Source organism: Acuticoccus kalidii, assembly GCF_021556395.1.
Lineage (GTDB): Bacteria > Pseudomonadota > Alphaproteobacteria > Rhizobiales > Amorphaceae > Acuticoccus > Acuticoccus kalidii.
The window spans coordinates 66,935-92,806 of record NZ_JAKGCS010000009.1 but is presented as its reverse complement, the minus strand read 5'-3'; the positions used below and the strand labels follow the sequence as shown (position 1 = coordinate 92,806).

Annotated in this window: 19 protein-coding genes and 1 tRNA gene; 1 reads left to right on the top strand and 19 read right to left on the bottom strand. The window is 66.8% G+C overall.

Annotated elements, in window-relative coordinates; all coding sequences use genetic code 11:
- Positions 1-26: 26 nt before the first annotated feature.
- Positions 27-1,138 (bottom strand): IS3 family transposase gene (locus L1787_RS05985; RefSeq protein WP_235706437.1). Its coding sequence is split into 2 segments (ribosomal slippage): positions 27-883 and positions 883-1,138, totalling 1,113 coding nucleotides; the frame shifts between segments, so codons are not numbered across the junction.
- Between the two features lie 142 nt (positions 1,139-1,280).
- A complete protein-coding gene (locus L1787_RS05980) occupies positions 1,281-7,661 on the bottom strand; it encodes a hypothetical protein (protein ID WP_235707765.1) in 6,381 nt (2,126 codons plus the stop codon).
- A gap of 298 nt (positions 7,662-7,959) precedes the next feature.
- Here L1787_RS05980 and L1787_RS05975 point away from each other — a divergent pair, with 298 nt between their 5' ends.
- On the top strand, positions 7,960-8,589 hold the full coding sequence (locus tag L1787_RS05975) for a recombinase family protein (protein WP_235707764.1): 630 nt from the start codon (positions 7,960-7,962) through the stop codon (positions 8,587-8,589).
- A gap of 231 nt (positions 8,590-8,820) precedes the next feature.
- Here L1787_RS05975 and L1787_RS05970 read toward each other — a convergent pair.
- The 17 genes from L1787_RS05970 to L1787_RS05890 form a co-directional block, all read right to left on the bottom strand.
- Positions 8,821-8,897, bottom strand: a tRNA-Arg gene (locus tag L1787_RS05970).
- A 414-nt stretch (positions 8,898-9,311) separates the two neighbouring features.
- On the bottom strand, positions 9,312-10,994 hold the full coding sequence (locus L1787_RS05965) for a hypothetical protein (protein WP_235707763.1): 1,683 nt from the start codon (positions 10,992-10,994) through the stop codon (positions 9,312-9,314).
- On the bottom strand, positions 10,991-12,088 hold the full coding sequence (locus L1787_RS05960; RefSeq protein ID WP_235707762.1) for a protein-glutamate methylesterase/protein-glutamine glutaminase: 1,098 nt from the start codon (positions 12,086-12,088) through the stop codon (positions 10,991-10,993). Before L1787_RS05960 ends, L1787_RS05965 begins: the two co-directional genes overlap by 4 nt.
- Positions 12,089-12,093: 5 nt before the next feature.
- Positions 12,094-12,927 (bottom strand): CheR family methyltransferase, encoded by an 834-nt coding sequence (locus L1787_RS05955; RefSeq protein WP_235707761.1) that lies wholly within the window; start codon positions 12,925-12,927, stop codon positions 12,094-12,096.
- Between the two features lie 38 nt (positions 12,928-12,965).
- Entirely contained in the window at positions 12,966-13,439 is a 474-nt protein-coding gene (locus tag L1787_RS05950) for a chemotaxis protein CheW (RefSeq protein WP_235707760.1), read from the bottom strand.
- Entirely contained in the window at positions 13,436-15,097 is a 1,662-nt protein-coding gene (locus tag L1787_RS05945) for a methyl-accepting chemotaxis protein (protein ID WP_235707759.1), read from the bottom strand. The genes L1787_RS05950 and L1787_RS05945 overlap by 4 nt, the downstream gene beginning before the upstream one ends.
- A 4-nt stretch (positions 15,098-15,101) precedes the next feature.
- On the bottom strand, positions 15,102-15,575 hold the full coding sequence (locus L1787_RS05940) for a chemotaxis protein CheW (RefSeq protein WP_235707758.1): 474 nt from the start codon (positions 15,573-15,575) through the stop codon (positions 15,102-15,104).
- A gap of 46 nt (positions 15,576-15,621) precedes the next feature.
- Positions 15,622-17,532 carry a chemotaxis protein CheA gene (locus L1787_RS05935; RefSeq protein ID WP_235707757.1) on the bottom strand — a complete coding sequence of 637 codons (1,911 nt, stop codon included), beginning with the start codon at positions 17,530-17,532 and terminating at the stop codon, positions 15,622-15,624.
- Positions 17,532-17,897 (bottom strand): response regulator, encoded by a 366-nt coding sequence (locus tag L1787_RS05930; RefSeq protein WP_235707756.1) that lies wholly within the window; start codon positions 17,895-17,897, stop codon positions 17,532-17,534. Before L1787_RS05930 ends, L1787_RS05935 begins: the two co-directional genes overlap by 1 nt.
- Positions 17,894-18,232, bottom strand: a complete 339-nt coding sequence (locus L1787_RS05925; RefSeq protein WP_235707755.1) for an STAS domain-containing protein — start codon at positions 18,230-18,232, stop codon at positions 17,894-17,896. The genes L1787_RS05930 and L1787_RS05925 overlap by 4 nt, the downstream gene beginning before the upstream one ends.
- 260 nt (positions 18,233-18,492) lie before the next feature.
- Positions 18,493-19,854 (bottom strand): dihydroorotase, encoded by a 1,362-nt coding sequence (locus L1787_RS05920; RefSeq protein ID WP_235707754.1) that lies wholly within the window; start codon positions 19,852-19,854, stop codon positions 18,493-18,495.
- Positions 19,854-21,296, bottom strand: a complete 1,443-nt coding sequence (locus tag L1787_RS05915; RefSeq protein ID WP_235707753.1) for an amidohydrolase family protein — start codon at positions 21,294-21,296, stop codon at positions 19,854-19,856. Before L1787_RS05915 ends, L1787_RS05920 begins: the two co-directional genes overlap by 1 nt.
- A gap of 53 nt (positions 21,297-21,349) precedes the next feature.
- Positions 21,350-22,390 carry an ornithine cyclodeaminase family protein gene (locus tag L1787_RS05910; protein ID WP_235707752.1) on the bottom strand — a complete coding sequence of 347 codons (1,041 nt, stop codon included), beginning with the start codon at positions 22,388-22,390 and terminating at the stop codon, positions 21,350-21,352.
- Positions 22,391-22,462: 72 nt separating this feature from the next.
- Complete coding sequence (locus L1787_RS05905; RefSeq protein WP_235707751.1) at positions 22,463-23,209, bottom strand: ABC transporter permease; 747 nt, start codon at positions 23,207-23,209, stop codon at positions 22,463-22,465.
- Complete coding sequence (locus tag L1787_RS05900; RefSeq protein WP_235707750.1) at positions 23,206-23,985, bottom strand: ABC transporter permease; 780 nt, start codon at positions 23,983-23,985, stop codon at positions 23,206-23,208. Before L1787_RS05900 ends, L1787_RS05905 begins: the two co-directional genes overlap by 4 nt.
- A complete protein-coding gene (locus L1787_RS05895; protein ID WP_235707749.1) occupies positions 23,982-24,788 on the bottom strand; it encodes an ABC transporter ATP-binding protein in 807 nt (268 codons plus the stop codon). Before L1787_RS05895 ends, L1787_RS05900 begins: the two co-directional genes overlap by 4 nt.
- On the bottom strand, positions 24,788-25,837 hold the full coding sequence (locus L1787_RS05890; protein WP_235707748.1) for an ABC transporter substrate-binding protein: 1,050 nt from the start codon (positions 25,835-25,837) through the stop codon (positions 24,788-24,790). The genes L1787_RS05895 and L1787_RS05890 overlap by 1 nt, the downstream gene beginning before the upstream one ends.
- Positions 25,838-25,872: the final 35 nt, after the last annotated feature.

Genomic DNA, 25,872 nt, shown 5'->3' with positions numbered 1-25,872 from the left:
TGACGTTGCCCCCGAAGTGTCCCCGCTCATAGCTGGACTCTGTTCGTGTTGTGGTCCTGTCGGGACCGGGTTGCAAACTCGTTCGGGGTGAGGCCGCCGAGGCTGGTGTGCGGGCGGTCGTGATTGTAGTCGGCCCGCCATTCCTCGATGAGGCGGCGAGCAGCCGGCAGGCTGCGGAAGAGGTGCTCGTTCAGGCACTCGTCTCGGAACCGGCCATTCAGGCTCTCGACGAACCCGTTCTGCATCGGCTTGCCGGGGGCAATGTAATGCCACTCGACGCGGCGATCCTCCTGCCATTCGAGGATGGCGCGGGAGGTCAGTTCCGTGCCGTTGTCGCTAACGACCATCAGCGGTTTGCCACGCTGGGCGATGAGGCTGTCGAGCTCTCGCGCCACCCGGGCGCCCGACAAGGACGTGTCGACGACCAGCGCCAGACACTCGCGGGTGAAGTCATCGACCACGACCAGCACACGGAAGCGACGCCCGTCGCTGAGTTGGTCGGAGACGAAGTCGAGGCTCCAGCGCTGGTTCGGTCCCTGCGGCAGCGTCATCGGCGAGCGTGTTCCGATCGCACGTTTGCGGCCGCCCCGGCGCCGCACGGTCAGCCGTTCCTCCCGATACACGCGGAACAGCTTCTTGTGGTTCACCTCGATGCCTTCGCGTCGCAACAGGATGTGCAGCCGCCGATAGCCGAACCGGCGCCGCTCGTTCGCTAGCGCCTTCAGCCGTTCGCGCATGGCCGCGTCGTCCGACCGCTGCGACTGGTAGAGGTAGGTCCTGGGATGCATCCCGATCAGCGCACAGGCGCGCCGCTGGGAATATCCCTTCGTCTCAATAGCCCAGCTCACGAAGCCTCTCCGCGCGCCGGGCGTCAGAAGTTTTGTCCCAGAGCGTCTTTCAGCGTCGCGACATCGAGCATCTGTTCGGCGAGAAGCTTCTTGAGGCGAGCGTTCTCATCCTCCAGCGCCTTCAGTCGCCTAGCGTCCGAGACCTCCATGCCGCCGTAACGCTTGCGCCAGGTGTAGAAGGTCGCATCGCTGATCCCGTGCTTGCGGCACAGCTCTGTCACGCCGATCCCCGCCGAATGCTCCTTCAGCACCGCGATGATCTGCTCCTCACTGAAGCGACTCTTCTTCATCTCCGTCTCCTTCCGACGGAGTCCAGTTCAGACCGAGGACACTTCAGGGGGCAACGTCACTGCCCACGGTGAAACAGCTCCAAAGGTATAGTCTGAACCTTCTAGGACTTCGTTTCTGCAGCGATGTCGTGGTTACGCACGTCTACGGAGCAAGCGCCGACCACTGACTCACCATGCCATCAGCTACATGGAGTGAGCCGTCGCGCCGCAGGAGATACAAGCGAGTATGCGCTCGGCAGGAGTTCTCGTCGTAAGAGGGCCGGCCGGCGTCGCTGTTCTGGAACTTCGTTAGGGTTACCTCGATCAAGATATCCAGACCGGAATGGCAGAGGAAAGTTCGAAGCGATGGGCGCGATACGCTGAGGCGATACCCGTCCGAGCGGGCGCGATCGCTGTATGCCACACGCCTCTCGTCCTGATCGCCGGCGAGGTCACCCCAGGCTTCAGCGATAAAAGCGACCCTACCGTCAGGCTGGCGCCAGGTGAGACGTCCCACCTCGATTCCCCGCGTCAGCTTAAGCACCTCATGCGCGGCAAGTCCCGGTCGATAGAAGCCGCCGTCTACACCGTTGCGGAGCGGGTCGTGGACGTCGAGCCCGGCATCCGTATCACCGTGGCGTAGCCAGCCGATAAAGCGATGAGAGGAATCACTTGCGTGCTCGTCGTCTTCCGCCGGCAGGAAATACTCATGATGCTCTGTTCGCGCCAATTTCGTCAGAAGGTCCGGGGCCTCTTCAGGCCGCACCAGCGCGCTGCAAACGTTCACTGTGAAACGTGTGCGACGGCCACTGACGACCCAATAGCCTCCCGATACAATCGGGCCGTCCGCGTCTAGGCCGACGAGTGCGCGTAGTCTGTCCTCCTCCGCCTCCTCCAGCCACGTCCCCTGGTCCTCCGGATCGCGCCAATCGCTCAAGGGGGTAGGTGTCGGTGCGAGGCGGTCTGAGAGCCACAACGGCGGCGCGGTCAGCCCCTCGCGTTGAAGCCAATTCGCAGCGATATTCCGGTCATAAAAATCGTCTGCCTCGGCAGGTGCCTGCGTTCGGAGCAGCGTACCGACGGTGCAGAACATTGCGTGCCATTCGACGTGCGTGTCCCAGCGCTCAAGCGACGGCCGTGAACCGTGGCGGTGCATTGTGGAAAGGGGATGCTGCCCCAACAGGCGAGTGCGTCTTGGCTGCGAATCCCACGAGCGCTCGACGCCGCCGTCACTCCAGAGGTCGACGATGAATGCTTCCGCCGTATCGAGAAACAAATCTGGAGTCACGTCGGCAAAGATCCGAGCGGCAGATCCATACCAGTATGGCACGGTGTCCATCGTGTCGAACTGATACCGTCGGCTCCTAATCTCGTCGTACGGGACGTGACCAAAACCGCGGTCAAACGAATGCGGCGTCGGCGACGCAGGTTGCGCCGGCGTATTCACCGCGGCCAGCGCTTTCGCTTCCGCTTTCGCTAGAACGACTACGCTCCGGTCGACCAGCTTTGTGAGTGCTGATGCCGCGAAGGCGCGCATGAGCACGTGCGGTAGTTCCTCATCCGTTGCGGCCGCGAGGAGGCGGCGCGTATGGGGGACGAGCATCTGGGGCGCTTCATCACCGACCCGGTCGAGGGCGATGAGGAGCCAAAGCCGTGCCGAGAGCCAGTAGAATGGAGCGTCTGGATTGCGGAACGCCCTCTCATCTCGGTGGTCGAGAAGCTGCACCAGCGCGTCGATCGCTTCGGTATCGCCGAGCCGCGCGAGGCGTCGGACGGCATGAGCGGCGCGCCAGCGCAACGGTACCTCGACGTCGCTCATTAATGCATACAGAAACTTAGCTATCGCCTCGGTAGGGTTCTTCGGAAGATCGATGTTTCGCGGCGGGCGGCGATGTCGATCCGGGACCGCGGCGGCAAGACGTTCGACGAATTGCTGTGCGATTGCCTTAGCTGTCTCCGGTGGCTCATATCCGCCGATCAGATCGACAAGGGCGTAGAGGGCTGAGGCATCGAGCTGTTCGACCCCCTGCTCGATCCCGCGGAGAACCGCGTCGTGGATCCGCGCTTCCGAGGCCCCCGTGGCGGTCAGTAGGTCGGGAAGCGGCGCGTAGCCGTGTGCGAGGCCTCGACAGAAGCCTGGGAGATGCTGGGTGACGGCCTCGAGTAGTGACTCGCGCCTCCAACGCCCAATAGCCGGCTGATCTCGCCACTCGGCGAGCCGGCGCTTGAGGACGTCCCCCAATTCCCAGGATGCGACACCCTCCGAGCGCAACGCGACGACAGCGTTGAGGTGGTCCACGCGATCGGCAGGTTGAACAACGGCAGCCATGCGATCCAGCGCCTCCCCGATGGAGAAAAACGCGCCCGTCTCACGGCGCTGGCTCAGGAGGTCGTCGAGGACGGCGTCGATAGCTTCCGGGGTCGTCCAGCGCGGCGATCGCCAATCCACATTCGAAAGCGGATCGATGCGTTCGGATGGCCGGTCGCGTTTTACCGCTCCGCGTCGTTCCGCGGGCGCGCCGGACTGAAACCTCGTATGCGCCGTCGCGAGGTCATTCAGCGCACCGGCCCAACCTTCAGTCTGTGCTGATCCGGCAAGAGGTCTAACCAACTCTAGCACCGCCTCGCGTTCGCCACGGCTGTGATACAGGCATTCGTCGCGGGCGATTTCTTCGGCGATGGCGCGGCGCCGCTCCGGCGCGTGTCGCCGCGCGGCTTGTACGATCGCCGCCAATAGCTGCGGCTCCGTGTGCTCCATTAGTGCCGTCAAGGCGGTGGCGCGCTCCGCCGAGATCGCGCCGACACCGAGGCCCGACATAACCAAGGCCGAGAGGTTAAAGCGTCGGTGCACGAGGCCTTCGTCATCCCAGCGCGCCAAAGCCGCCATTGCGACACCTAGATCGAGGCGCACAAGAGCCTCGATCACCGCCTCCCACGGCATGACGTCGGTGTTGTCGAGGCGCAGTCCAATATCGCTGGCAGCCACCACGAGACCAGTCGCGACGACGCCACGATCCGTATCGCTCATTCGGTCGATGCCGCGGGCAAGCACCCCGGTCAGCGTTCGAAGAGCGAATGCCATCTCGTTGTCGACCTCTCCGGCTACCGCCACGGCATCTTCGAAGATCGCCTGAGCGTCTTGCTCGCTCACCGGCGCCAAGATACGGGCAAGCTCGATCAGTGCCCTGCTCTTCTCGCTAGCGGTAGTCCGGAGTTCCTTGATCGCCGCTGCCCGTTTTGCGATTTCGTCAAGTACGTTGGAATGCAATTCAGAGTGCAGCGAGAGCGCTTCGAGGTGCTTGGTCTCGGCGGTGAGGGGGTAGGCGGGCTCAGTCTCGGCGCAGTTGACAACGCGCAGCGCAATCTCCGGACCAACGAGATCCGGCACGTGACAAAGCCGCGCCAACGCAACGGCTCCCCATCCGCAGAGGCGCTTGAGCGTATGCGACCGAGTGAACGATTCTAGACGCCAAGTCTCGCGAGTAACGGGCAGCCGGAGATCGGCAACTGTTGCTTTCCCCAAAAGAAGGCGAGCCCGAGTCGCATATAACGGCGCGGCAGCAGCCACTAGCACTGCGGTATCGTCCCGCTGATCGCCCCTCCTAATGGCGTCCGGGTCCGGCTCGTCGGTGAGGAAGGTCCCGCCGACGTCGTCGTTCCCGGCGATCGTCTCGCACAGTGCGTGGGCGCGCAGCGCAAGCGCAAGCTGGGTGGCGTTCACCACGTGGCGGCGCCGCCGCAGCGATGGCGGACGGAGGTTGTCCGAAAGCTCGGACACCCGGCAGGCCGCGGCGCCGTTTGCGAGCGCCACCTCGCAACCGGTCATGAAAAGATCGGCGAGGTCCGCGGAGGCGTCATCGCCCCTGTAGTTCGTATCGACGGTGTCGATGTCGATCGATCCCGTCCGCGCCGCCCGTTCCAGCGAGCTGAGCAGCTCCTCAGCATCGACCGGTCGACCGAGCAGGGCGAGGTAGGTAAGCGGAATGAAGCGATAAAGACGAGGGGGCGGTGCCAATTCCAGCCAGTCCGCGAGGCGCTGATGCTCGCCCGCCGTGGCAAGCGAACCGCTGGCGACTACAGCAAGATCGAGCAGCTGACGCGGCGGCCAGCCACGGAGGCGACGTTGCAGCGCGGCCGGCCCCTCCGTCCGAATCAGCGCCGCCACGGCGGCTGCATTGTCCGCGCAAGAGATCGGCCAAGCGTCCGTCGCCCCCTCATCATCGCAAGTCGCATCATTCCGGCGCCGTGCCCACGCGCCCAACCGCCGCAACCCTTCTCGTACCGCAACGTCGTCACCGTTCCGCGAGTCCTGCGCCATCCGATGCATCAGCAGCGGACCATGGATCGCGATGGATTGCGAGTCGCGGAGCAGGCGGGACACGCTCTCCGGCGCAAAGCGGACCGCCAAATCGGGGTTGTCGACGAGCAGCTCCGTGATGGCGGCATCGGTGCGTACGGCTTCCGCGCCGGCGATGATGGTCATAGCCGCATCAACAGCACAGCCTGTATCACGACAGACCTTCATGGCCACTGCAAGGCGATGAAGTTGTACCTCCCGACGTCGCACTGGATCGGCGATCGCGTGGGCCTCAGCTTCCTCCTTGACGAGGGTGACGATCTCGTTGCGCCGACCTGCCGCTAGCAGTGCACCTGCAACGTGAGCCGCGGCGTAGGCGTCGTCCGCGCGCCGGGCCTGGAGGCGATCGGCGATCCGTCCGCGCACTTCGTCGAGCGCATCACTGGCCTTCGCGCGGACAAACTGCTCCAGGTCCTCGTCCGCAAAACCCACGCCATCGCCGGCGAGGCGTAGGCCTCCCGTACGCAGATCGGCGACGAGGTTGCGGACCTGCGCCTCATCGAGCTGGGTGACGGCGGCGATGTGGCTGAGGGGCGCCGGCCGCGGCAAAGCGATCAGCGCCGCACAGAATATCGTCAGCTCCTCGATCGATCCTGCCTTGCGTAGCGCAGCGTTGAAACTCTCAAAGAATACGGCGTCGAGACTCTTGCCTGTCGGCCGCAGGGCGTCCGTAGCGCGGGCGTGGTCGGTGCCTGCCTGGCCCAGCGCGTATTCCTGAACGCGCGGATTGCCGTTTGAGAGCGCATGGAAGTCCTGGAGCCAAACCTCTGGTGCCTCCGACCAACTGCGGCGCGCGTGAGCAGCGGTCTCCTCAGGAGTGAACGGTCCGATCTCGTGCATCTCAAAGGTATGCGGTAGGTGGAGGCCTTGGATGCGACCGGGCCGGGCGGACAGAATTAAGCGGACATTGGCAGGCAAATCACCAAGTCCAACGAAGCCCGGCAGGAAACTCTGCCCCTTAAGCGGATCGTTGATCGCAGCGGTGACCGCGTTGTCGGCTGCGTCGATGGCCACGACGAGGAGCGCTTCTGGGCCGCGGGCGGCGACCAGCAGGGCGGTGTCAACTAATCGACGCTTGAAGGTGCGTGGGGCGTCGGTCATCTTCGTTCGGGAGATCAGGAGCGGCGTACGCAGTTGGCGAGCGAGATCATTGGAGAGCTGAAGGAAGGCATCGTGCGGACGGTGACGTTGCGCGTCCGAATCGAGATAGCGGCCCGCTCCGTAGCAATCGAACAGGATCATCTCGGACCCTTGCTGCAGGCCAGCCGACACCTCGAACAGCGCCGTGGTCTTACCGCACCCGCCCTCGCCGACGAGGATCAGGCGTTGGGCGCCTTCCTGCAGTCGTCGGACGATAGTCTGTGTTGCCGCGCGCGGGATCGGGTCGACGATGCGCTTCAGTGCGGGCTCACAGGGGAATAACGTGGCCGGGTCGGCGCTACCTGCGAGTTGAATTAAGAGGTCCGCCAGGGTGATTGGCTCTTGGGGCCGATCAGGCATCATGTAGCGGGTGCGGAGCCAGCGCATGAGTTCGTCGCGGCTGACGCGCGCGTCGTCTTCGGTCAGCGCCGCGAGGTTGGCGACGACGGCTGCGTCGAGCGCATAGCGCGACACCGCGCCGGTCTCGGTAAGATCGAGCGCGACCGAGAAGTCCCCAAAGTCCTCGGGGTCGAGCCGGCTTGCTGCCCGAAGCCTCTCCCGATCGCTTGCGAAAGCGGAAACGCCCGCAAGTGCGCGTACCACCTCCGGCGCAACCGGCTGGTTGGACACAAGACGGATGACGATTTCGCGCCCGGGGCTGAACTCAGGGCGGGCATTACGGACAGCCTGATACGCTGCAGCGAGATGCGCAACGACGGAATTGTCCTGCCGCTTGTTCGTAGCGGCGCAAAGTCGTGAGACAGTCCAAGCAGTTTCCGGATTGGCGGAGGAGTACTTCAGTTGGTCCAGAACAAATCGCGTCGCTGTCGCTAGCGAGTCACCGCCGTGGTAGAACGCGCAATCCACTCCCTCCCATGCTGCCGGCTCGGCTCCGACTTCGTCACTGGTTCGAAGCCCTTCAACAGTGACGGCCCGAAGCGGCGTCCCCTGGTCGAGCAGCTTGAGAATTTGCTGGAGCGCCCACAGTTCATGAAATTCGTCACCGGCATTCGAGGGGCGGGCACCGGTGAGATCGACGCTTACCATAAGGACGCTGTTTCTAACTTGGCGGGGTCAAGGATATCGACAAAGAACTGGAAGGGTCATATTCGCGCTCATGGTTTGCATCACAACCGGACCTGTCAATGATGACGCGTCTCCCGCACGTACATTGATGTGGAGTTGTGGGGTCCATGAAGTGCCTCACAGAGTCCAGGCTTCGAATTGGGCTGTTTTGGGTATGCCTTTTCTGAACCACCCCTGCGCTGGTCCATAAAGTGCCAATTGACCAACCAAAACAGACTCACTATATATAGACCATCCAAAGTGAACCGAAGCGGTTGAGATGGTTATTCGAGCGTATCTAAGGGCGTCGACCAAGGACCAAGATGCCGAGCGCGCATCAGCTGAGCTCGAAGCCTTTGCGGAGAAGCGCGGGCTCTCCATCGCAACGCGTTATGTGGAGAATGAGAGCGGCACGAAGCTGGACCGCCCGGAACTCTTCAAACTGCTCCGGGACTCTCGCGAGGGCGACATCCTCCTGATAGAGCAGGTCGACCGCTTGTCTCGCCTCAACGCTGCGGACTGGAACAAGCTGAAAACCGAGATCGCAGCCAAGCGGATCAAAGTCGTTGCACTGGATCTGCCGACCTCGCACATGTTCGTCGAGGCCGACGCTGACAGTTTTACCGCCCGCATGGCTGATGCCCTAAACTCTATGTTGCTCGACATGCTCGCTGCAATCGCGAGGAAGGATTACGAGGATCGGCGCCGCCGCCAGGCACAGGGGCAGGAGAGAGCCAAGGCGGAAGGCAAATATCGTGGCCGTCCGGAAGACGCCAAACGGAATGCGGCCATCGCGAAGATGCTGAATAAGGGTGTGTCCTGGTCGGACATCCAGGATGCGGTGGGATGCAGCCGGGCCACGGTCGCCAAGATCGCAAAGCGTGAGAAGGCCATTCAGGCCGACGGTTAGCGGATGGTTGTCGACGGTTAGTTCCCATCAGACCGATGGGAACTTGTGCACCGTAACCGTCCGATCAGGTGGTTGCGGGTGCGGCTAACCTGCCAGTCGATGGCGTCAGCGGACGTGGGCAATGCGTCTCGATGACAGTCTGAGCATACAGCGTTTTTGCTACGGAGTTTGCTACGGGAGCTGCTACCGCTTATGCCTCTAAGTCTCTGATTTTACATCGGAAATTCGAATTGGTGTCCCCGGCAGGATTCGAACCTGCGACCCCAGGATTAGGAATCCTGTGCTCTATCCGACTGAGCTACGAGGACGCTCGGCCTTAATACCGGACTTGCCGGTGCGTTGCACCCCTCTCGCTCGAATTGAAATGTGCGAAATTTGCAGCGCATGGAGTGGTTCCTGGCCGGATGTTTTTGATCGCGGGATCGTCGAGGATTACGGCCAGGCGTCCGAAGGCGGGACTCGGGTGGCTGGTCGTGACCGGCGACCCAAAACAGCCGAACTCGATGTCGTCGATTGAGGGGGACGGCTACCGTTTTCGGCGGCGCCTGCGCCGTATCGGCCCCGGCCCCGGCCCCGGCGCCTGCGCCTCGTGCCGGTCCGGCACGGCCGGTGGTCGCGCGAGCGCCTCCCGTCGGAGCGTCTTCGATCGCAGATCGCGGCGAGACATGGTCGGGTCCGCAAGCCGAAGGGGGGGGGGGGGCGGACCGCGTGCCGAGAACCCGCTAAGCGAACAGAATGTCGTCGATCGACGACGGCGCGGGCGCTGCGTTCGGCGCCGGCGGGGCCTCGCCGGTGATCGTCCGCTGCCACTCGTCGTGAACGCGGCGCTCCTGCTCGATCGTCAGAAGGGCGCGAAGGCGGGCGCTCGTGGCGGCTCCGGCGGGGCTGAGCGGGGACGGTGCGACCCGCTCCGGCGTCAGGCGGAGCGCCATGGCAGCAACCTCCTCGACCGAGGCCAATTGCGCCTGGAGCGCGTCCGAACCATAGGCGACGTCCTCGTCGAGGCCGGCGCGGGCGCGCGCGATCTCGCGCCCCTGTGCGTCGAGACGGGATTGCAGATCCGCGAGACTGGCCTCGATACCCTCCGCCGAGCGCGCGACGTCTCCTTGCAACGTGCCGGCGGCCAGGGAAAGGCGACCGCGCATGTCGGTCCACGTGGATTCGATGCCGTCGATCAGCGCATTCATCTGGTTCTGCCGCTCGATACATTCCTCCGCGAGCTCGCGAAGCTGCCGCGAAATTGCGGTGAGCGGCGCGCCCTCCGAGCCGAGCCCGACGCAGGCGATGACCGCGTTGAGCGCGATATACCGGATCCGCTCGCCGAGCGCGGCGAAGTCCGACATCGAGGCCAGCATCTCGTGCATCCGCTCGGTCATCGCCGCCGCTCCGGTGTGAAGCGCATCGGTCGCCTCGCGGCATTCTTCGAGATGGTCGCAGATGGTGCGCACCGCCGCTTGAAGCGCAGTGCCAGGGCCGTCTGGGCTCGGGACGAGCATGCCGATCTCGGCCAGGAAGTGGTGCGCCTCGGCGCCGGCGTCGGCGAGAGCGTCGGCCGCCTTGCCGACCTCATCGCGATGACGCACGGCCAGATCGTCGAGCTGAAAGCGCGTGAGAAGGAGGAGCCGCTCGGGGCCGGGCTCCGAAAACGGATTTTGCGCGGTCTCGATGATCACGGCGCAATGCTCGAGGCGTTGGCGCAAGGCGTCTCCGGCCTGGAGTGCCATCACGGCATTCGTCACCGCCTGGCGAAGGCGGACGCTCCGCTCGGCGAGACCACCGCCCGACCGGGTAAGGTCGCCGAGGCCGCGTTCATAGTGGACGAGCTCGTCGGTGAGATTGGCGAGCGAGCGGGCCATTTTGTCGCCGAGGACCGAGGTCAGCCGCCGGCCGCCGGTCGAGACGATCTCGGCGCTGCTGCGAAGATCGGTGAGCGCGGTGTCGACGCGTGAGAGGACGGCCTCGATCTCCGAGCCGACATCCCGGATATCGTCGGCGAAACTCGCAAGGCCGGACGCGCCGCTCGTCATCGTGGCGATCACGACGCGGGCATTGATGGAGACGACGCGGATCGTGCGAACGCGTTGCGACATCACCGCGAGGCATTCGCCGAGCCGGGCACCGATCGTAGACAGTTCGGTGATCGGGCCGAGCCCGTTCGCCACTTCGTCGATGGCGCCGCGCATATTTCCGTCGAGCTCCATGGCGGCCTGCGCCACCTCGTCGACGCGATCGGAAAGGCCGGCGACCTGCGAGGCCGCCGCCTCGAGCCGTTCAAACCGATTGAGTGCGCTCTCAAGGCTCGTCCCGGCCCGGAGGAAATCGGCCTCCGAGGTGCGGGTGAGGCTCTTGACGGCTTTGAGCAGAGGGTCGACCCCGGCCCGCCGGGCGATCTCGGATCTCGTCATGCCGGTCTCCTCAATCCATGCATTCCCCAGCCGCCGACTTCCGGCGCGACCGCATCGAGCGGCACGATTCGGTCGACGCCGCCGCGAAGGACCGCCTCGCGCGGCATGCCGTAGACGACACAGGTCGCCTCGTCCTGCGCCAAGGTCCGGGCGCCCGCGGCTTTCATTTCCGCCATGCCGGCCGCGCCGTCATCGCCCATCCCGGTGAGGATCACCCCGAGGGCGTTTGCGCCGGCCTGTTGCGCGGCGGAGCGAAACAGGACGTCGACCGAGGGCCTGTGGCGGCTGACATAGGGCCCCTGAAGCACGCCCACCCGATAGCTGCCGCCGGAGCGACGCAAGACGAGGTGCTGATTGCCCGGCGCGATCAGTGCGAGGCCGGCACGCACGCTGTCGCCATCGCGGGCCTCGCGAACGTCGATCCGGCACAGCGTGTCGAGGCGGCGGGCGAAGGCGGCCGTGAAGTTCTCCGGCATGTGTTGGACGATCACCACCGGCGGCGCATCCGGGGGCAACGCGGACAGGACGGTCTGAAGCGCCTCCGTTCCGCCGGTCGAGGCGCCGATCGCGGTGACGGGGATCGTCGGCGGAACCGGGCGCACGGGCAGCGGCGGCAGGATCACGTCCGCGTTGAGCTTTTCGCCGGGGGAAAGGGGCGGGGCGGTCGCGCGGCCCTTGCGGCCGGCGGCGACGGCGGCGCGCAAGGCGTCGCCGATCCGGATCGCGGCTTCGCGGCGGGCCTCGGTGGTGTCGAGGCGGGGCTTTGCGATGACCTCGGCCGCGCCGCTGTCGAGTGCGGCCATCGCGGCCTCCGAACCGGAGTCGGTGTAGCTCGAGCAGACGACGACGGGGAGGGGACGCTGGGCCATGATCTTCTTCAGGAACGTCAGCCCATCCATGCGGGGCAGCTCCAGATCGAGGAGGATGGCGTCGGGCAGAGCCATGCGCATCTTGTCGGCGGCCTGGTAGGGGTCACCGACGCTCGCCATCACCTCGAGCCCGTCCTCGGCGTTGATGATCCGGGCGAACGCGGCGCGAATGGAGGCCGAATCGTCGACGACGAGCACGCGGATCGGTCGGGAAGCGTCATGCATGGCGGCTACACCTTTCGGAAAACGGCCGGCGCGACCTGTTCGAGGTCGGGTTGGTCGACCACCATCGATTCGGAGTGCCCGACCAGAAAGAAGCCTCCAGGCGCGAGATGCCCGGCCAGGCGGGCGATGACGCGGGCCTGATCCTCGGGGGCGAAATAGATGAGGACGTTGCGCAGGAAGATCACGTCGATGTCGCGGTCGACGGGATAGCTCGGCGCCATGAGGTTGAGGCGGTTGAAGGAGACGCGCCGGCGCAGGTCCGGATGAATGCGGCACGAGCCCGTCATCTCGCCGGTGCCGATCATGACATAGCGCTCGCGCAGATGCCGCGGCACGGGCGCGAGCTGCTCGCTCGGATAGATCGCCCGGCGCGCCTGCGCGATGACCCTGGTGTTGATGTCCGTGCCGAGCACGCTCCACCGGATCTCGTGATGATGGTCGGCCAGCACCATCGCCGTCGACCATGCTTCCGCGCCACAGGAGGCGGCGGCGCTCCAGACCTTGAAGAAACGCGCGCCGCCGGGCCGCCGGGCCGGAAGGATCCGCTCGGCGAGAAACTCGAAGTGCGCCGGCTCCCGGAAAAAATCGGTCTTGTTGGTGGTGACGGCGTCGAAGATCACGTCGAGCTCGTCGGCGAGGCCGTCATGATCGAAGAGGTGGGCCATGTAATCGTCGAGGGTGGTGAACCCCGTGTCGACGATCCGGCGACGCAGGCGGCTTTCCACCATCTGGCGCTTCGACGTCGGAAGCCGTACGCCGATTTCGCGGCGGATGAGCGCCGTCAGCTTGTCGAACCGGCGATCGTCGACCGTTCGAAGTGTCGTTTCGGCGTCATGCATCGCTTTCCCTCTGAGGTGAGACGGTCGGCGCGGGGGCCTCAGGCCGCGAGGTCGAACGCGTGCCCCAGCGCCTCCACACCGAACATGCGGTGGAGATCGAGGAGTGCGACGAACCGCCCGTCTTTGCGGCCGAGGCCCGAGACGAGGCGCGAGTTCCACTTGAGAAGCTCCGACTCCGGCAGCGGCTCGACGGCATTCCCTTCGAGCGAGGTGACCTCGTAGACGCGGTCCGCCTTGAGCGCGACGACGACCTCGCTGTCGGAGGGGCGGAAGCGCAGCACGACGATGCGGGTGCCCTCGGTGTCCGCAAAGCTCGGGGTGCCGAGCAATCCGGCGAGATCCATGACCGGCACGCCCTCATTGCGCACGTCGATCACCCCGAGAAGGTGCATCGGCGCGTCGGGCAGGCGGGTGACGGGCCGCATGTCGAGGATCTCCTGGACGCTGGTGACGGGGACGGCGAACATCGCGTCGCCGACCCCCAATGTCAGAACCTGACCGATGCTGCTCACGCCGCCCGGCCCCGGCCCCGGCGCGTCGCGGCCGAGCCGGCGACGAACTTCTTGTCGAGCTCGTCGTTGCTGGCGCCCATCTCGAAGTCGAAGCCGCCGCCGGAATGAACGCGCGATTCCGCTTTCGGCTTGCGCGCTGGCGGGGTGTCGGCGATGTGGGCGGCCGCGTTCTCGCTCGTGCGGAAGAAGGACACCGTGCCCTGGAGCTGCTCGGCCTGGCTCGCGAGCTCTTCGGCGGTCGACGACATTTCCTCGGCGGCGGAGGTGTTCTCCTGGGTCACTTTGTCGAGCTGCTGGATGGCGGCGTTCACCTGGTTCGCGCCCTGTGCCGTTTCCTGACTCGCATGGCTGATCTCGGCGACGAGCTGAGACGTGCGCTCGATGTCCGGCACCAGGCTCTGGAGCATGTCGCCGGCCTCCTGCGCGGCGCGGACGGTGTTCGCCGAAAGGGAGGAGATCTCGCCGGCGGCCGACTGGCTGCGCTCGGCGAGCTTGCGGACCTCGGAGGCGACCACGGCAAAGCCCCGCCCGTGTTCGCCCGCGCGCGCCGCTTCCACCGCGGCGTTCAGCGCCAGAAGGTCAGTCTGGCGCGCGATCTCCTGCACCACCATGATCTTCTCGGCGATCGTCTGCATCGCCTCGACGGCGGCCGTCACAGCCTGGCCCGATTGGCGGGCGTCCTGGGCCGCCTTCTTGGCGATGCTTTCCGTCTCACCGGCATTGTGGGCCGCCTGTTTGATATTGGCGGCCATCTCCTCCATCGAGGAGGAGGCCTCTTCGGTGGAGGAGGCTTGCTCGGTTGCGTTCTGCGAGAGCTGCTCGGACGACGACGACAGCTCCTCCGATCCCGAGGCGACATTGCGCGCCGCCGACGTCACATCCCCGACGACCACGCGCAGCTTTTCGACCATCCCGTTGAGGGCGTTGAGGAGATCGGCGATCTCGTCCCGACCCCGAACCTTGGCGGTGTCCGTGAGGTTGCCGGCGGCCACGGTCTTGGCGAGTGCGATGGCGCTCGTAAGGCCCCGCGAGATCGACGTGATGAGCCACAGCGCCACCACGATGCTGAGAAGCGCGCTCGCGATGAGAATGCTGAGGAGCGTGGTTCGGGCCGATTGATATCGGGCGTCGGTCCGGGCCGCGGTGGCGTCCATCCCGGATTCGTTGGCTTCGACGATCGAGTTGAGGTCGTGCTGGATCTGACCCCACACCGTGCGCGACTCGGACAGGGTGTTGAGGGCTTGCTCGGCCTGGCCGGTCCGGGCGAGTTGCATCGCGCGGTCCTGGAAGGTGCTCATCTGGTTGAGCTGCTCGCTGAAGCTCGACAAGGCCTCGCGTCCTTCCGGCGAGGCGACGGCCATCAAGGCGTTGAAGGTCTCGGCCCCTTCGTCCCGCAATGACGTCAACTCGCGCTGAATCTCGGCACGATCCTGCGGGGATGTTTCGAGGAGGTAGGCGCGAATGCTGCGCTGAGCGCGCAATTGTTGGATGGTGATCCGGTTCGAGAGGCGCACACGCTCGACATCCACCTGAACGAGGTCGTTGATCGACTGGTTGAGGCGGCCGAGATCGCGCAAGGCCAGAAATTGTCCCGCGCCCGCGATCGCGATGATTACGACGAACGCGGCGGCGAGCTTCAGCTTGATCGTCATCCGCATGGGATCAGGTCTCCTTGTCCGAGAGGCTCGCAGCGGGCGCATGATTTTGAACGGCCTGCGAGAAAACCGTTTCGAGGTCCGGCAGAATGACGAAATCGTTCTGCCACTTGCCGATTCCGCGGATGAAATCCGGCGGCCAAGCATGACCGACGGCGGGTAGGTCTTCGATGCCGGCGGGGTCGAAGTGGGACACGTCGTGGACCTTATCGGCGATGATCGCGACGGTGATGGACTCGCCGCCGATCGGCACGTCGAGCACCACCATGCGGGTGTCCATGGTCGCGGGCTCGATGCCCATCGCAAACGCCACCCGTAGATCCGCGAGCGGCACGACCGCGCCGCGCACATTGATGAGACTGTTCGAGAAAGCGCCCGCACGCGGCACGCGCGTGACCGGCACGGGCTCCAGGATCTCTCGCAGGCAGTCGGTCGGGATGGCCATGATCTCGCCGCCGAGGCGCATGGTCACGACATTCATGGCGCGTCCTCCGATAAGGGGGCGGTCGACGTCGACCGGGCGGGGGTCATGCCGCGCGCTCCAGGCGGGCGGAGCGGTCCTCGATGGTGCGGCCCAGGGCGACGAGCTGCGGCACGTCGAGGATCAGCGCGACGGTGCCGTCGCCGAGGATCGTCGCACCCGAAAACCCTTTCAGCGCGGCGTGGAGGCGCGAGAGCTGTTTGATGACCGTCTGATTGTTCGCGACGATCCGGTCGACCACCAGACCGATACGCGAGCCGCCGGACGTCACGACGACCACCTTCTGGAAGTCGGACGGCGGCGCCGTCACCGCGAAGAGGTCGCGCAGCCGCACGAACGGCACCAGCGAACCGCGAATGTTGAGGAACGAGGATGCGCCCGAGGCAGCGGCATGCGGCGCCGGAAGCTCGACGCATTCCTCTACGGCGGCGAGGGGGATCGAGTAATATTCGCCGCCGATCTCGATCAGGAGACCGTCGATGATGGCGAGCGTCAGCGGAAGGCGCAGCGTGATGGTGCTGCCGTGCCCCGGCTCCGAGGCGATCTCGATCTGACCGCGCAGATCCTCCACCGTCCGCCGCACGACATCCATGCCGACCCCGCGCCCGGACAGGTCCGTCACCCGCTCGGCGGTCGAGAAGCCGGGCTCGAGGACGAGGCGGAAGAGTTCGGCCTCGCTGAGCTGGGCGTCTTCGGTGGTGAGGCCGCGGTCGATCGCCCGCCGCCTGATCTTGGCGGGGTCGAGCCCGCGCCCGTCATCGCGCACCCGGATCAGCACCTCCGCACCGGAATATTCGGCGTCGAGTTCGATGGTGCCGGTCTCCGGCTTGCACACCGCTTGCCGCTCTTGCGGGCTTTCGAGCCCGTGATCGGCCGCGTTTCGGATGATGTGGACGAGAGGATCGGCGAGCAGTTCGATCACGGTCTTGTCGAGCTCGGTGTCTTCGCCGCTGGTCTCGAACCGGATCGGCCGGCCGAGCTGGGTGGAGAGATCGCGCACGAGACGGCGGAACCGGCCGGTGATCGAGCCGATCGGAACCATGCGCATCGACATTGTGGCGTCGCGCAGCCCTTCGGCGAGGCGCTGGATGTCCTCCGCCACCACGAGGAGGACGGAATCGCCCGCCGTCTGCGCGATCGAATGCAATCGGGCCTCGGCGATGACGAGCTCGCCGACCCGGTCCATCAGCTCGTCGAGCCGTTCGGTGGCAACGCGCATCGTGTCCGGGCCGGACCCCTGGGCGGGAGCGGCCGTCCGGGCCGGTGTCGCCTCCCGCGGCGCCTCGGCCATGGAAGGGGCGGGATCGCCGAGCGGGGTGATTTCGAGGTCGATCAGGTCGGCGAGGAAGACGAAGACGGCCTCGACGTCCGCCGGGTCGACATTGCCTTCGATCTCGACGCGCCAGCCGGTGAGGCAATCGGTCGGATCGAGATCGTCGAGCGGCGGAATGGCCTCCGGCAGCGCGGCGATCCGTGTTTTACCGAGCGCGGCGAGCTCGTCGAGGAGGCGGCGCGGGTGGTGACCGAGGCGGATCGCGTCGGCCGGCAGACGCACCTGAACGACGAGCCCGGCGCCGCTCGCCGCCGCGCTGTCCATCGCGCCGGCGAGAGCGTCGAGGATCGGCTTGCCGGCGGGGGCAGTGGCCGGATCGGCGAGGAGGCCGCGAATATGATCGCACGCCTTCAGCGAGACGGCGATGACGTCGGCGTTCACGGCCGCCTCGCCACGGCGCAGCCGATCGAAGGCGGTCTCGAACTCGTGGACGAAGGCGGCGACCTCGGTAAAGCCGAACATCGCGCCCGACCCCTTCACGGTGTGAAGATCGCGGAACACCGAGGCGATCAGCTCGCTGTCGCCCTCCCGCTTTTCGAGGTCGAGAAGGCCGACTTCGATCGAGGCGACGAGTTCGCTCGCCTCCTGCCGGAAGAGGGCGGACGGATCGGCTTCCGCGCTCATCAGCCGGCGATCTTCTTGACGACGTTGAGGAGCATCGTCTGATCGAACGGCTTCGTCATCCAGCCGGTGGCCCCGGCGGCCCGCGCTTCGGCCTTGAGGTCGTCCCGCGATTCGGTGGAGAGGAAGACGACCGGCACCCCGACGGCCGTCGGCAGTTCGCGAAAGCGGCGGATGAAGCCGATCCCGTCGAGCTTCGGCATGTTCTGATCGGTGATGACCGCGTCGAACCGGCCTCGACGCGCCTTGTCGAGCGCGTCTTCGCCGTCGACGGCCTCGACGACCGTATAACCGGCGCCCTTCAGGGTCATCTGGACCATTTGTCGAACCGAGGGGGAATCGTCGACCGCCAGGATGGTCTTCGTCATGGAGCTAATTCCTCATGGGTTTCGAGACCGACCCAGACGTCGCCTTCGACCCGCGCCGCGCCGGCCGCCGCGTTCAGGAAACCAAACCCCTCGAGCGCATCGGAAAACGGCGTGTCGGGGGGGCAGGCGACCGTCAGCCGTCCGCCCTGCGCCGCCGCTGTCCGGTGCGCTGCATAGATGAGCTGCACCAACGGCAGCGGGGCGTGCGTGAGATCGGCCGTCTCGATCGACAGGGGGCCCGCGCCGAGCCGCTTGCCGATCTCGTCACGGATCGCTGCCAGGTTCTCGATCGGGATATCGCCGACGAGCTGAATGGTGTTGTCGTCCGCCGTCATGAAAGCTCCCTCGTCCGCGCTCAGTCGCTTGTAAGAGGGGGCCCTTGTGTCGCGCTGGGGTGCCGGGCGGTCGATTGCGGCGGAGGGCAGGAACGAGACGAAAGCAGCTATCGCCGCGCGGAACGCATCAAGCGCCACGGGCCAGGAGGCGCGTGGCGCTTCAAAAGCGTGGGAACCGAGATCGGCGGGCGGGTGTGCGCGTCGCGGCTATCCGGCGGGAGGGAACGGCGTCGCGCCCGCCAGGGGCGAGCCGGAGCCCGTCAGACGGCCATCGTCACGCGCTGTCCCGTGCCCGGCGGGGCGACGATCGCGCCCGCGCGCATCACCGTTCGCCCGCGCACCATGGTGAGGACCGGAAGGCCGATCGTCTCCATCCCCTCGAACGGGGTAGCGTTGCCTTTGGAGTGAAGCCGCGCGGCGCTGATCCGCTCGCGTCGGTCGAGGTCGAGGACGACGATATCGGCATCGGCGCCGACGGCGATATGGCCCTTGCGCGGCGCGAGCCGGAAGAGGCGCGCGGGGGCCTCCGCCGCCATCGCGACATAGCGCTCGAGGGAAAGCTCACCCGTCGCGACCGCCGTCAGCATCAGCCGCATCGAGGTCTCGACGCCCGGAAAGCCCGGCGCGCAGTCCCAGATCACCGGCCGGTTCTTCTCGGTGTGACGGTGTGGGGCGTGATCGGTCGACAGGACGTCGATCGTCCCATCGAAGAGCGCGCGGCGCAGCGGTGCCTTGTGCTCGGGCCCGCGCACCGGCGGTTTCACCCTCAGAAAATTCGCCCCGAGCCGGGCTCCGTCCTCGGTCGACAAGGTGAGATAATGCGGGCACGTCTCGCAGGAGAGATCGGTGCCTTCGCGCTTGGCGGCCTCGATGAACGGGATCGACCGGGCGCTGCTGAGGTGCGCGATGTGGATCGGCGCGCCGGTCTCCCGCGAATAGAGCGCGATCCGCTGGATCGCCTCCATCTCGGCAAGATCGGCATGTTGTTCGAGGTGCGCGGCCGCGTCGGTCCGGCCGGCCGCCTTCAGCCTCGCCTCGCGCCCGACCAGGATCGCGGCGTTCTCCGCATGGACGGTGGTGCGCATTCCATGGCGGGCGAAGATGTCGAGCGCGGCGAGGATCGTGTGGTCCGACGGGGCGGGGACGAGGGGATTGTCGCTCCCCATGTAGATCTTGAAGGCCGCCGCGCCGGCTTCGATCATCGGCTCCAGCGCATCGTGATTGCCGTCCGCCACATTGCCGTAGATGCCGAAATCGACGACCGCCTTCGCCGAGGCGCGGGCGATCTTGTCGGTGAGCGCCGCGACGCTTGCCGTCGCGGGATCGGTGTTCGGCATCTCGAAGACGGTGGTGATCCCTCCGGCGGCCGCCGCCTCCGTGCCCGATGTCCAGTCTTCTTTGTGCGGAAAGCCGGGATCGCGAAAATGGACATGCACGTCGATCGCACCCGGAATGACGGTCGCCCCGGCAAGGACGATCTCCTCGCGGGCGGCCGGCATCGTCTCGTCCGGCCCGATTTCGACGATCGTCCCGTCGGCGATGGCGATCGAGGCCTCGCGGACGCCGGTGGAGGAGACGATGCGCGCCTCGCGCATCACCGTGTCGACGCTCGGGCGGGCCATCAGTTCACCCCCTCGGCGATGATGTTGGCGAGGCTGAAGAGGTCGGCATTGCGCGTGCGCAGCGTGCGGGCCATGGCGCGCGCCTCCGCGAGGACGGCCGCCTCGTCGAAGGCGAGCACCTTGCCGTTCTCCATGAGAACATTGCCGGCGACCAGGACCCCGTCGACGGAGGCGCCCGTCTCGGCGAGGACGAGCTGGGCGACGGGGTCGTTGATCTGCGCCCACCAGGGGGAATCGAGCCGATGGAGGACGATATCGGCATCGGCGCCCGGCGCGAGGCGGCCGAGGCCCGGCCGGCGCAGCGCGGCGGCGCCGGCTGTGGTCGCCATCGTCATCGCGTCGGTCGCGGTGATCCACTCGGCCGGAGAGGGCTGCATCGGCCGGTGAAGCACGGCGGCGGCGCGCATTGCCGAATGCATGTCCATGTTGTCGTTCGCGCCGGCTCCGTCGGTGCCGAGCGCCACCGTGACGCCGGCTTTCAGCATCTGCGGCACCGGCGCGATGCCGGACCCGAGCCGGCTGTTGCTCTCCGGGTTGTGGACGACGATCGCGCCGCGCGCGGCGAGACGCGCGATATCGGCCTCGTCGACCCACACCGAATGGGCGCAGGACCAGCGGTCCGACAGGATGCCGAGCGCGTCGAGATGGGCGACCATCGTGCACCCATATTGAGCCTGCGCGCCGTGCGTCTGCTTCGCCGTCTCCAGAAGGTGGGTGTGAATGCCGAGGTCGCGCGCTTCGGCGATTTCGGCGCAATAGAGCAGCGCCTCGTCCGTGCAGCGCATCGGGTTGGAGGGGGCGGGGAAGATCCGCAGCCGGTCCTCCCGCCCGTCCCAGCGGGCCACGGCCTCCGGGATCAGCTCCTTCAGCTCGGCGAGCGGTTGCGGGCGCAGGAGCGTATTGCTCTCGACCGCCGCCCGCAGCCGGTCCGGGATCGCGGCGCCCGAGGGCATGATGTCGGAGAACGCCCCGTCGAAAAAGCGCAGGCCGAGGACGGCACGCACGCCCGATTCGATCCACGCCGCGGCGACCGCGTCGATGTCGCCGGCGGTGAAGCGCTGGCCGGGAAAGTGGTCGATCGCGGCGGTGGAACCGGAGCGGATCATGTGGAGCGCGGTGAGGAGGGTCGCGATGCGGATCTCCTCGGCCGGGCGCCCGGCGGTGTGGGCCTGGGTGAGCCACATGAACGCCGGATGGCTGACCGCATCGGCAAAGCCCGCCATCGCCGAGGATTGGGAATGCGTATGCGCATTGACGAGACCGGGCGTTGCGAGGCGGTTCGCGCCGTCGACGATCCGCGCGCCGTCCGGCAACGGCCCGCCCGTCGGCGCGATCGAGACGATGCGTCCGGCGTCGACGACGATATCCTTCGCCGTCTCCGAAAAGGGCGTTGCGGCGTCTTCGAGCACCATCGCGCCGCGTATGACGAGGGGGAAAGTCATCGTGCCTCCGCTTTGCCGCCGGGACCGTTGGTCGGTCGTCGTGTCGTCGTCGTTCACCCGAAGCGCTCCAACGTCTCGCCGCTCGCCCCATCCGGCGCACCGGCCGTCGTCCGGGCGGGGGCGCCGTGCTCGGGATCGAGGTGGAGGCCGATCGCGCCGGTCCGCGCCCGTTCCACCAGTACGCGGGCGAGGAGAAGGTCCTGCTCGCCGAGCCCGATCGACTTGAAGACGGTGATGTCCGTCCCGGCCTCGGCCGCGCGCCGCCCGGCACCCACTTCGCGCAGCGTGCGGCCGGTAAGTGCGCCAGCATGCCGGGCGAGGGTGAGGTCGCCGGCCTTCTCGAAGATCCCCTCCAGCGCATCGCAATAGATCGTGGCGCGCCGGAGAAGCGCGTCGTCCGCCTCCCGCGCGTCCGGCCGGTTGGCGCCTGCGAGGATGACGAGCGCGCCCGGCGCGATGTCGGCGCCGTAGACGATCGGCGTCGCCGCCGTCGTGACGGTGACGATGATCGAGGCCGTCGCGACCGCCGCCCGCGCCTCGCCCGAGCCGATGCCGATGAGGGCGACGCCGGCGAAGTCCGGGTTCTCCCGAAGGCGGTCGGCGAACGCCGCGCCTTTCTCGGCCGTGCGACCGGCGAAGGTGATCCGCGCGAGCGACGGGAAGGCGTGGACGAGAAGGCGGGCGGCCGGTCCCGCCATCTTGCCGGTGCCGAAGATCACGAGTTCCGTCGGCGCGCTTGCGACGAGGCCGAGAGCGCCGGCCGCGAGACCGCCTGCCGTGCGCAGGTCGTTGAAGGTCCGCGCCGCGATCAGCGCCTCGGCGGTTCCGGTCTCGATATCCCACAAAGAGAGGAGGCTTTCGGTCCGCCGGGGGCCGCCATCGGCCGGGTAGACGTGGATGTTGCTCTTGACGGAGAGGCCGAGCCCGTCGTGCGCGCTCGCGAGGAGAAGCGCACCATAGCGCCCCGGTTGGCGCAGCGCGCCGCGCGCGCGGAGCCCGCCACGGGCGGCGAGCACGAAAGCCTCCCGCGCCGTATCGATGGCGAGGTCCGCGGTGAGGAGAGCCGCGACGTCCTGTTCGCAGAGAAAGAGCATTCAGGCCCGACCGCGTGCCGAGTGGATCTGCAAGGCCGCCGCATCGCCGGCGCGTCGGAGTGGCATCACCATTCAGGTCTTCCAGTGCAGGACGGCGCGCTCGGCGGCGGACGTCAGCGTGAAGAGGGAGAGCGCGATCATGATCGACACGCAAATGCCGGCCCACAGGACGTCGATTTCCCGCATCTCGGCGCTTTCGAGGATGAGAAGGCCGAGGCCGCGATTGCCGGTGATCCACTCCGACAGGAGCGCGCCGAGGATCGCCGTCGCCCCGGCGATGCGCAGCCCGGTGAAGAGGTAGGGCAGCGATGTCGGCGCGCGCAGCATGTGGATGACCTGCCAGCGGCTCGCCCCATAGACGTGCAGCAGCTCGAACGACTGAGCGTCCGCCGCCGTGAGCCCGCGCATCATGTTGATGAGGATCGGAAAGAAAGAGACGAGAACGACGACGAAGACGCTCGTCTCCATGCCGCGCCCGAGGATCAGCATCATCAGCGGTGCGATCGCGGCGACGGGCGTCGAGCGGACGACGATGAGGAGCGGCATCGTCGCCTGGGCGAGCGCGCGGGACTGGACGAAGAGCGCTGCGATCGCCGATGCGCCGAGCGTCGCGATGAAGAGGCCGACGAGAGTGGCGCTCAGCGTCGTCCATCCCATCGAGGCGAGCAGCGCCCCGTCGGTCCAGAAGGCGAGGGCGACCTCGGGCGGGGTCGGCATCAAATAAGGCGGGATCGCGAAGATCGCGAGCGCGCTCCACCAGGCGACGACGAGGCAGGCGACGACCGCGAGAACCCTCAGAACGCAACGAATGGCCGTCATCGCGTCGCTCCGAGCGTCTCCGGTCCGATCGCGAGGCGTTCGAGACAGGCGGCGAAGAGGAAGAAGGCGACGGAGAGCCCGCAGGCGCCGATCACGGTGAGCCAGACCGTCGGGACATTGTAGGAGAAGAGGGCATAGAGCATCATCGCGCCGATGCCGCGATCGGCGCCGGTCCATTCGGCGGTGATGGTGCCGAGCACGGCAAGGGGCGCGGCGATCTTGAGGCCGGCGAAGAGATAAGGCAGCGCGTTCGGGATCTGCACGTAGAGAAGCGTCTGCCAGCGCGAGGCGGACAGCACCGCCATCAGCTCGAGCCGCTGCGGCGCGGCCGCGCGAAATCCCTGCATCCCCGCCACCAGCATCGGAAAATAGCTCGACATCGCGGCGATGATGACGTGCGTGCGCGCCGTGTTGCCGAACCACACGACGAGAAGCGGCGTCAGCGCGATCAGCGGCACCGCCTGGACGAAGACGCCGGTGCGGTAAATCGGCTCGCGAATGCGGTGCGCGACGACGCCGAGCCCGGCCGCCACGAGCGCGAGCCCCATCGCGATCGCGAAGCCGAGCATCGATTTCCACGTGGTCGCCCAAAGATTTTCCCAGAAGACGCTCGGCCGCCCGGCATAGGCGTTCCACACGGCGCTCGGCGAGGGCAGGAACATCGGCAGCCCGCCGCCGCGCGCGACGATCTCGATCGCGAGGAGGAGCGCGGCGATGACGAGGAGGGGGGCCGCGCTGAGCGCAAGCCGGCTCTGCCAGGAGGCGGTCTCGCTCACGACACGGCCTCGAGGGGCAGCGGTTCGAGGGCGGGCTCTGTCTCGGTCCCGAAGAGAGCGTCGCGCAGCTCGTTGACGACATCGAAGAAGGCGGGCGTGCGCATCATCTGGAGGGTGCGCGGGCGCTCCAGCGGCACGTCGACCGCCTTTGCGATCGTGCCGGGGCGCGGCGTCATCACGAACACGCGGTCCGCCATCAGCACCGCCTCGGCGATCGAGTGGGTGACGAGAACGGCGGTGGTCTTCGTTTCGCCCCAGATGCGCAGGAGCTCGAGGTTCATGCGCTGGCGGGTGATCTCGTCGAGCGCGCCGAACGGCTCGTCGAGGAGGAGGATCTCCGGCTTCAGGATCAGCGCGCGCGCGATCGCGGCTCGCTGCTGCATACCGCCGGAGAGCTGATGCGGGAGGCTGTCGCCGAACCCGTCGAGACCGACGAGGGAGAGGAGCGCGTCGGCCCGGCCCTCACGCGATCGGCCGCGTTCGCCGGCGACGTCGAGCGGCAGCTCGACATTGCGCCGAATCGTCCGCCATGGAAGCAGCGTCGCCGATTGGAAGACGAAGCCGATCGACTTGGTTCGGCGCGCATTCTGGGGGGCGCCGCCGCCGATTGCGACGGTGCCCGTGGTTGGCTGGAGGAGGTCGGCGAAGATCCGCAGGAGGGTGGACTTGCCGCACCCGGAGGGGCCGATGATGGCGGCGAAGCCGCCGCCCGGCACCTCCATGTTGACATCCCGGAGCGCGACCACCCGGCCGCGCCCGTCGAAGACCTTGCCGACATAGCGCGCGCTGAGACTTTGCGACATCAGGCGACCCGTGCGAGCGCGTCCTGGATATATTGCGGCGCGCACAACTCCTCGGCGGAGAAGTTGCCTTCGATGAGGCCGGCGGCGGCGTAGGTGTCGATGATCTTCTGGAAGAGGGCGACGTCGATATTGAGGAGCTTGCCGCCCTCCGCCGCACCCGCTTCGATCAGCGGCTTGCTGGCGACGATCTCCGCCACCTGCGCCTCGAACTCGAGGCCGGGAGCGCCGTAGGTCTCGACCATCAGCGTCGCGGTCTCCTCCGGGTGGGCGAGCGCCCATTTCCAGCCCTCAACCGCGCCGGCGAGGAAATCGACCGCCTTGTCGCCGTGCTCGGCGAGATAATCCTCACGGGCGTAGATGGTGCCGGTCGTCTCCGGCACGCCGAGATCGGAGACGTTGAGCGAGTGGATCTCGAAGCCGCGGCTTTGCAGCATGACGCCTTGATTGGTCGAGTAGCCGAGATAGCCGTCGATCTGACCGGCGACGAGGCCGGCGGGATCCGGCGAATGGGGCACCATCTGTACGTCGCCGGGCGACATCCCGGCCTCGCGCAGGAGATATTCGATGAGCGGCCGCGACGAGCTGCCGGTCGAGAGCACCTTGCCCTCCAAATCTTCGACCGACGTGATCGGCTTGTCGGCGGGGCTCATGATCGCGAACGGCGATTTCTGGTAGACGGTGCCGATCACCTTGATCGGGATCCCCTTTTCCTTCGCGACGAGGATCGGACCGATCGGGCGGTCGCCGATCTGGGATTGGCCGGCCGCCACGTTGGCGAGCGGATCGATGTTCGGCCCCCCGGAGACGAAGGTGACGTCGAGGCCCTGGTCCTCGAAAAAGCCGTTGTCGAGGGCGGCGAAATAGCCGCCATACTGGATGCTCTTCAGCCAGGAGAGCTGGAAGGACAGATCCGTCAGATCCTGCGCGAACGCCATGCGGCCCGGCATGATGGCGGCGGCGCCGAACCCGGCGAGGCCCATCCCGCCCCACTTGAGCGCCGTGCGGCGGTTGATCGACGCCTGTTCTTTGAGCTTGCGCGCGTCCGTCATCGCAATGGTCCTTCCTCTATGGTCCACACCAGGGC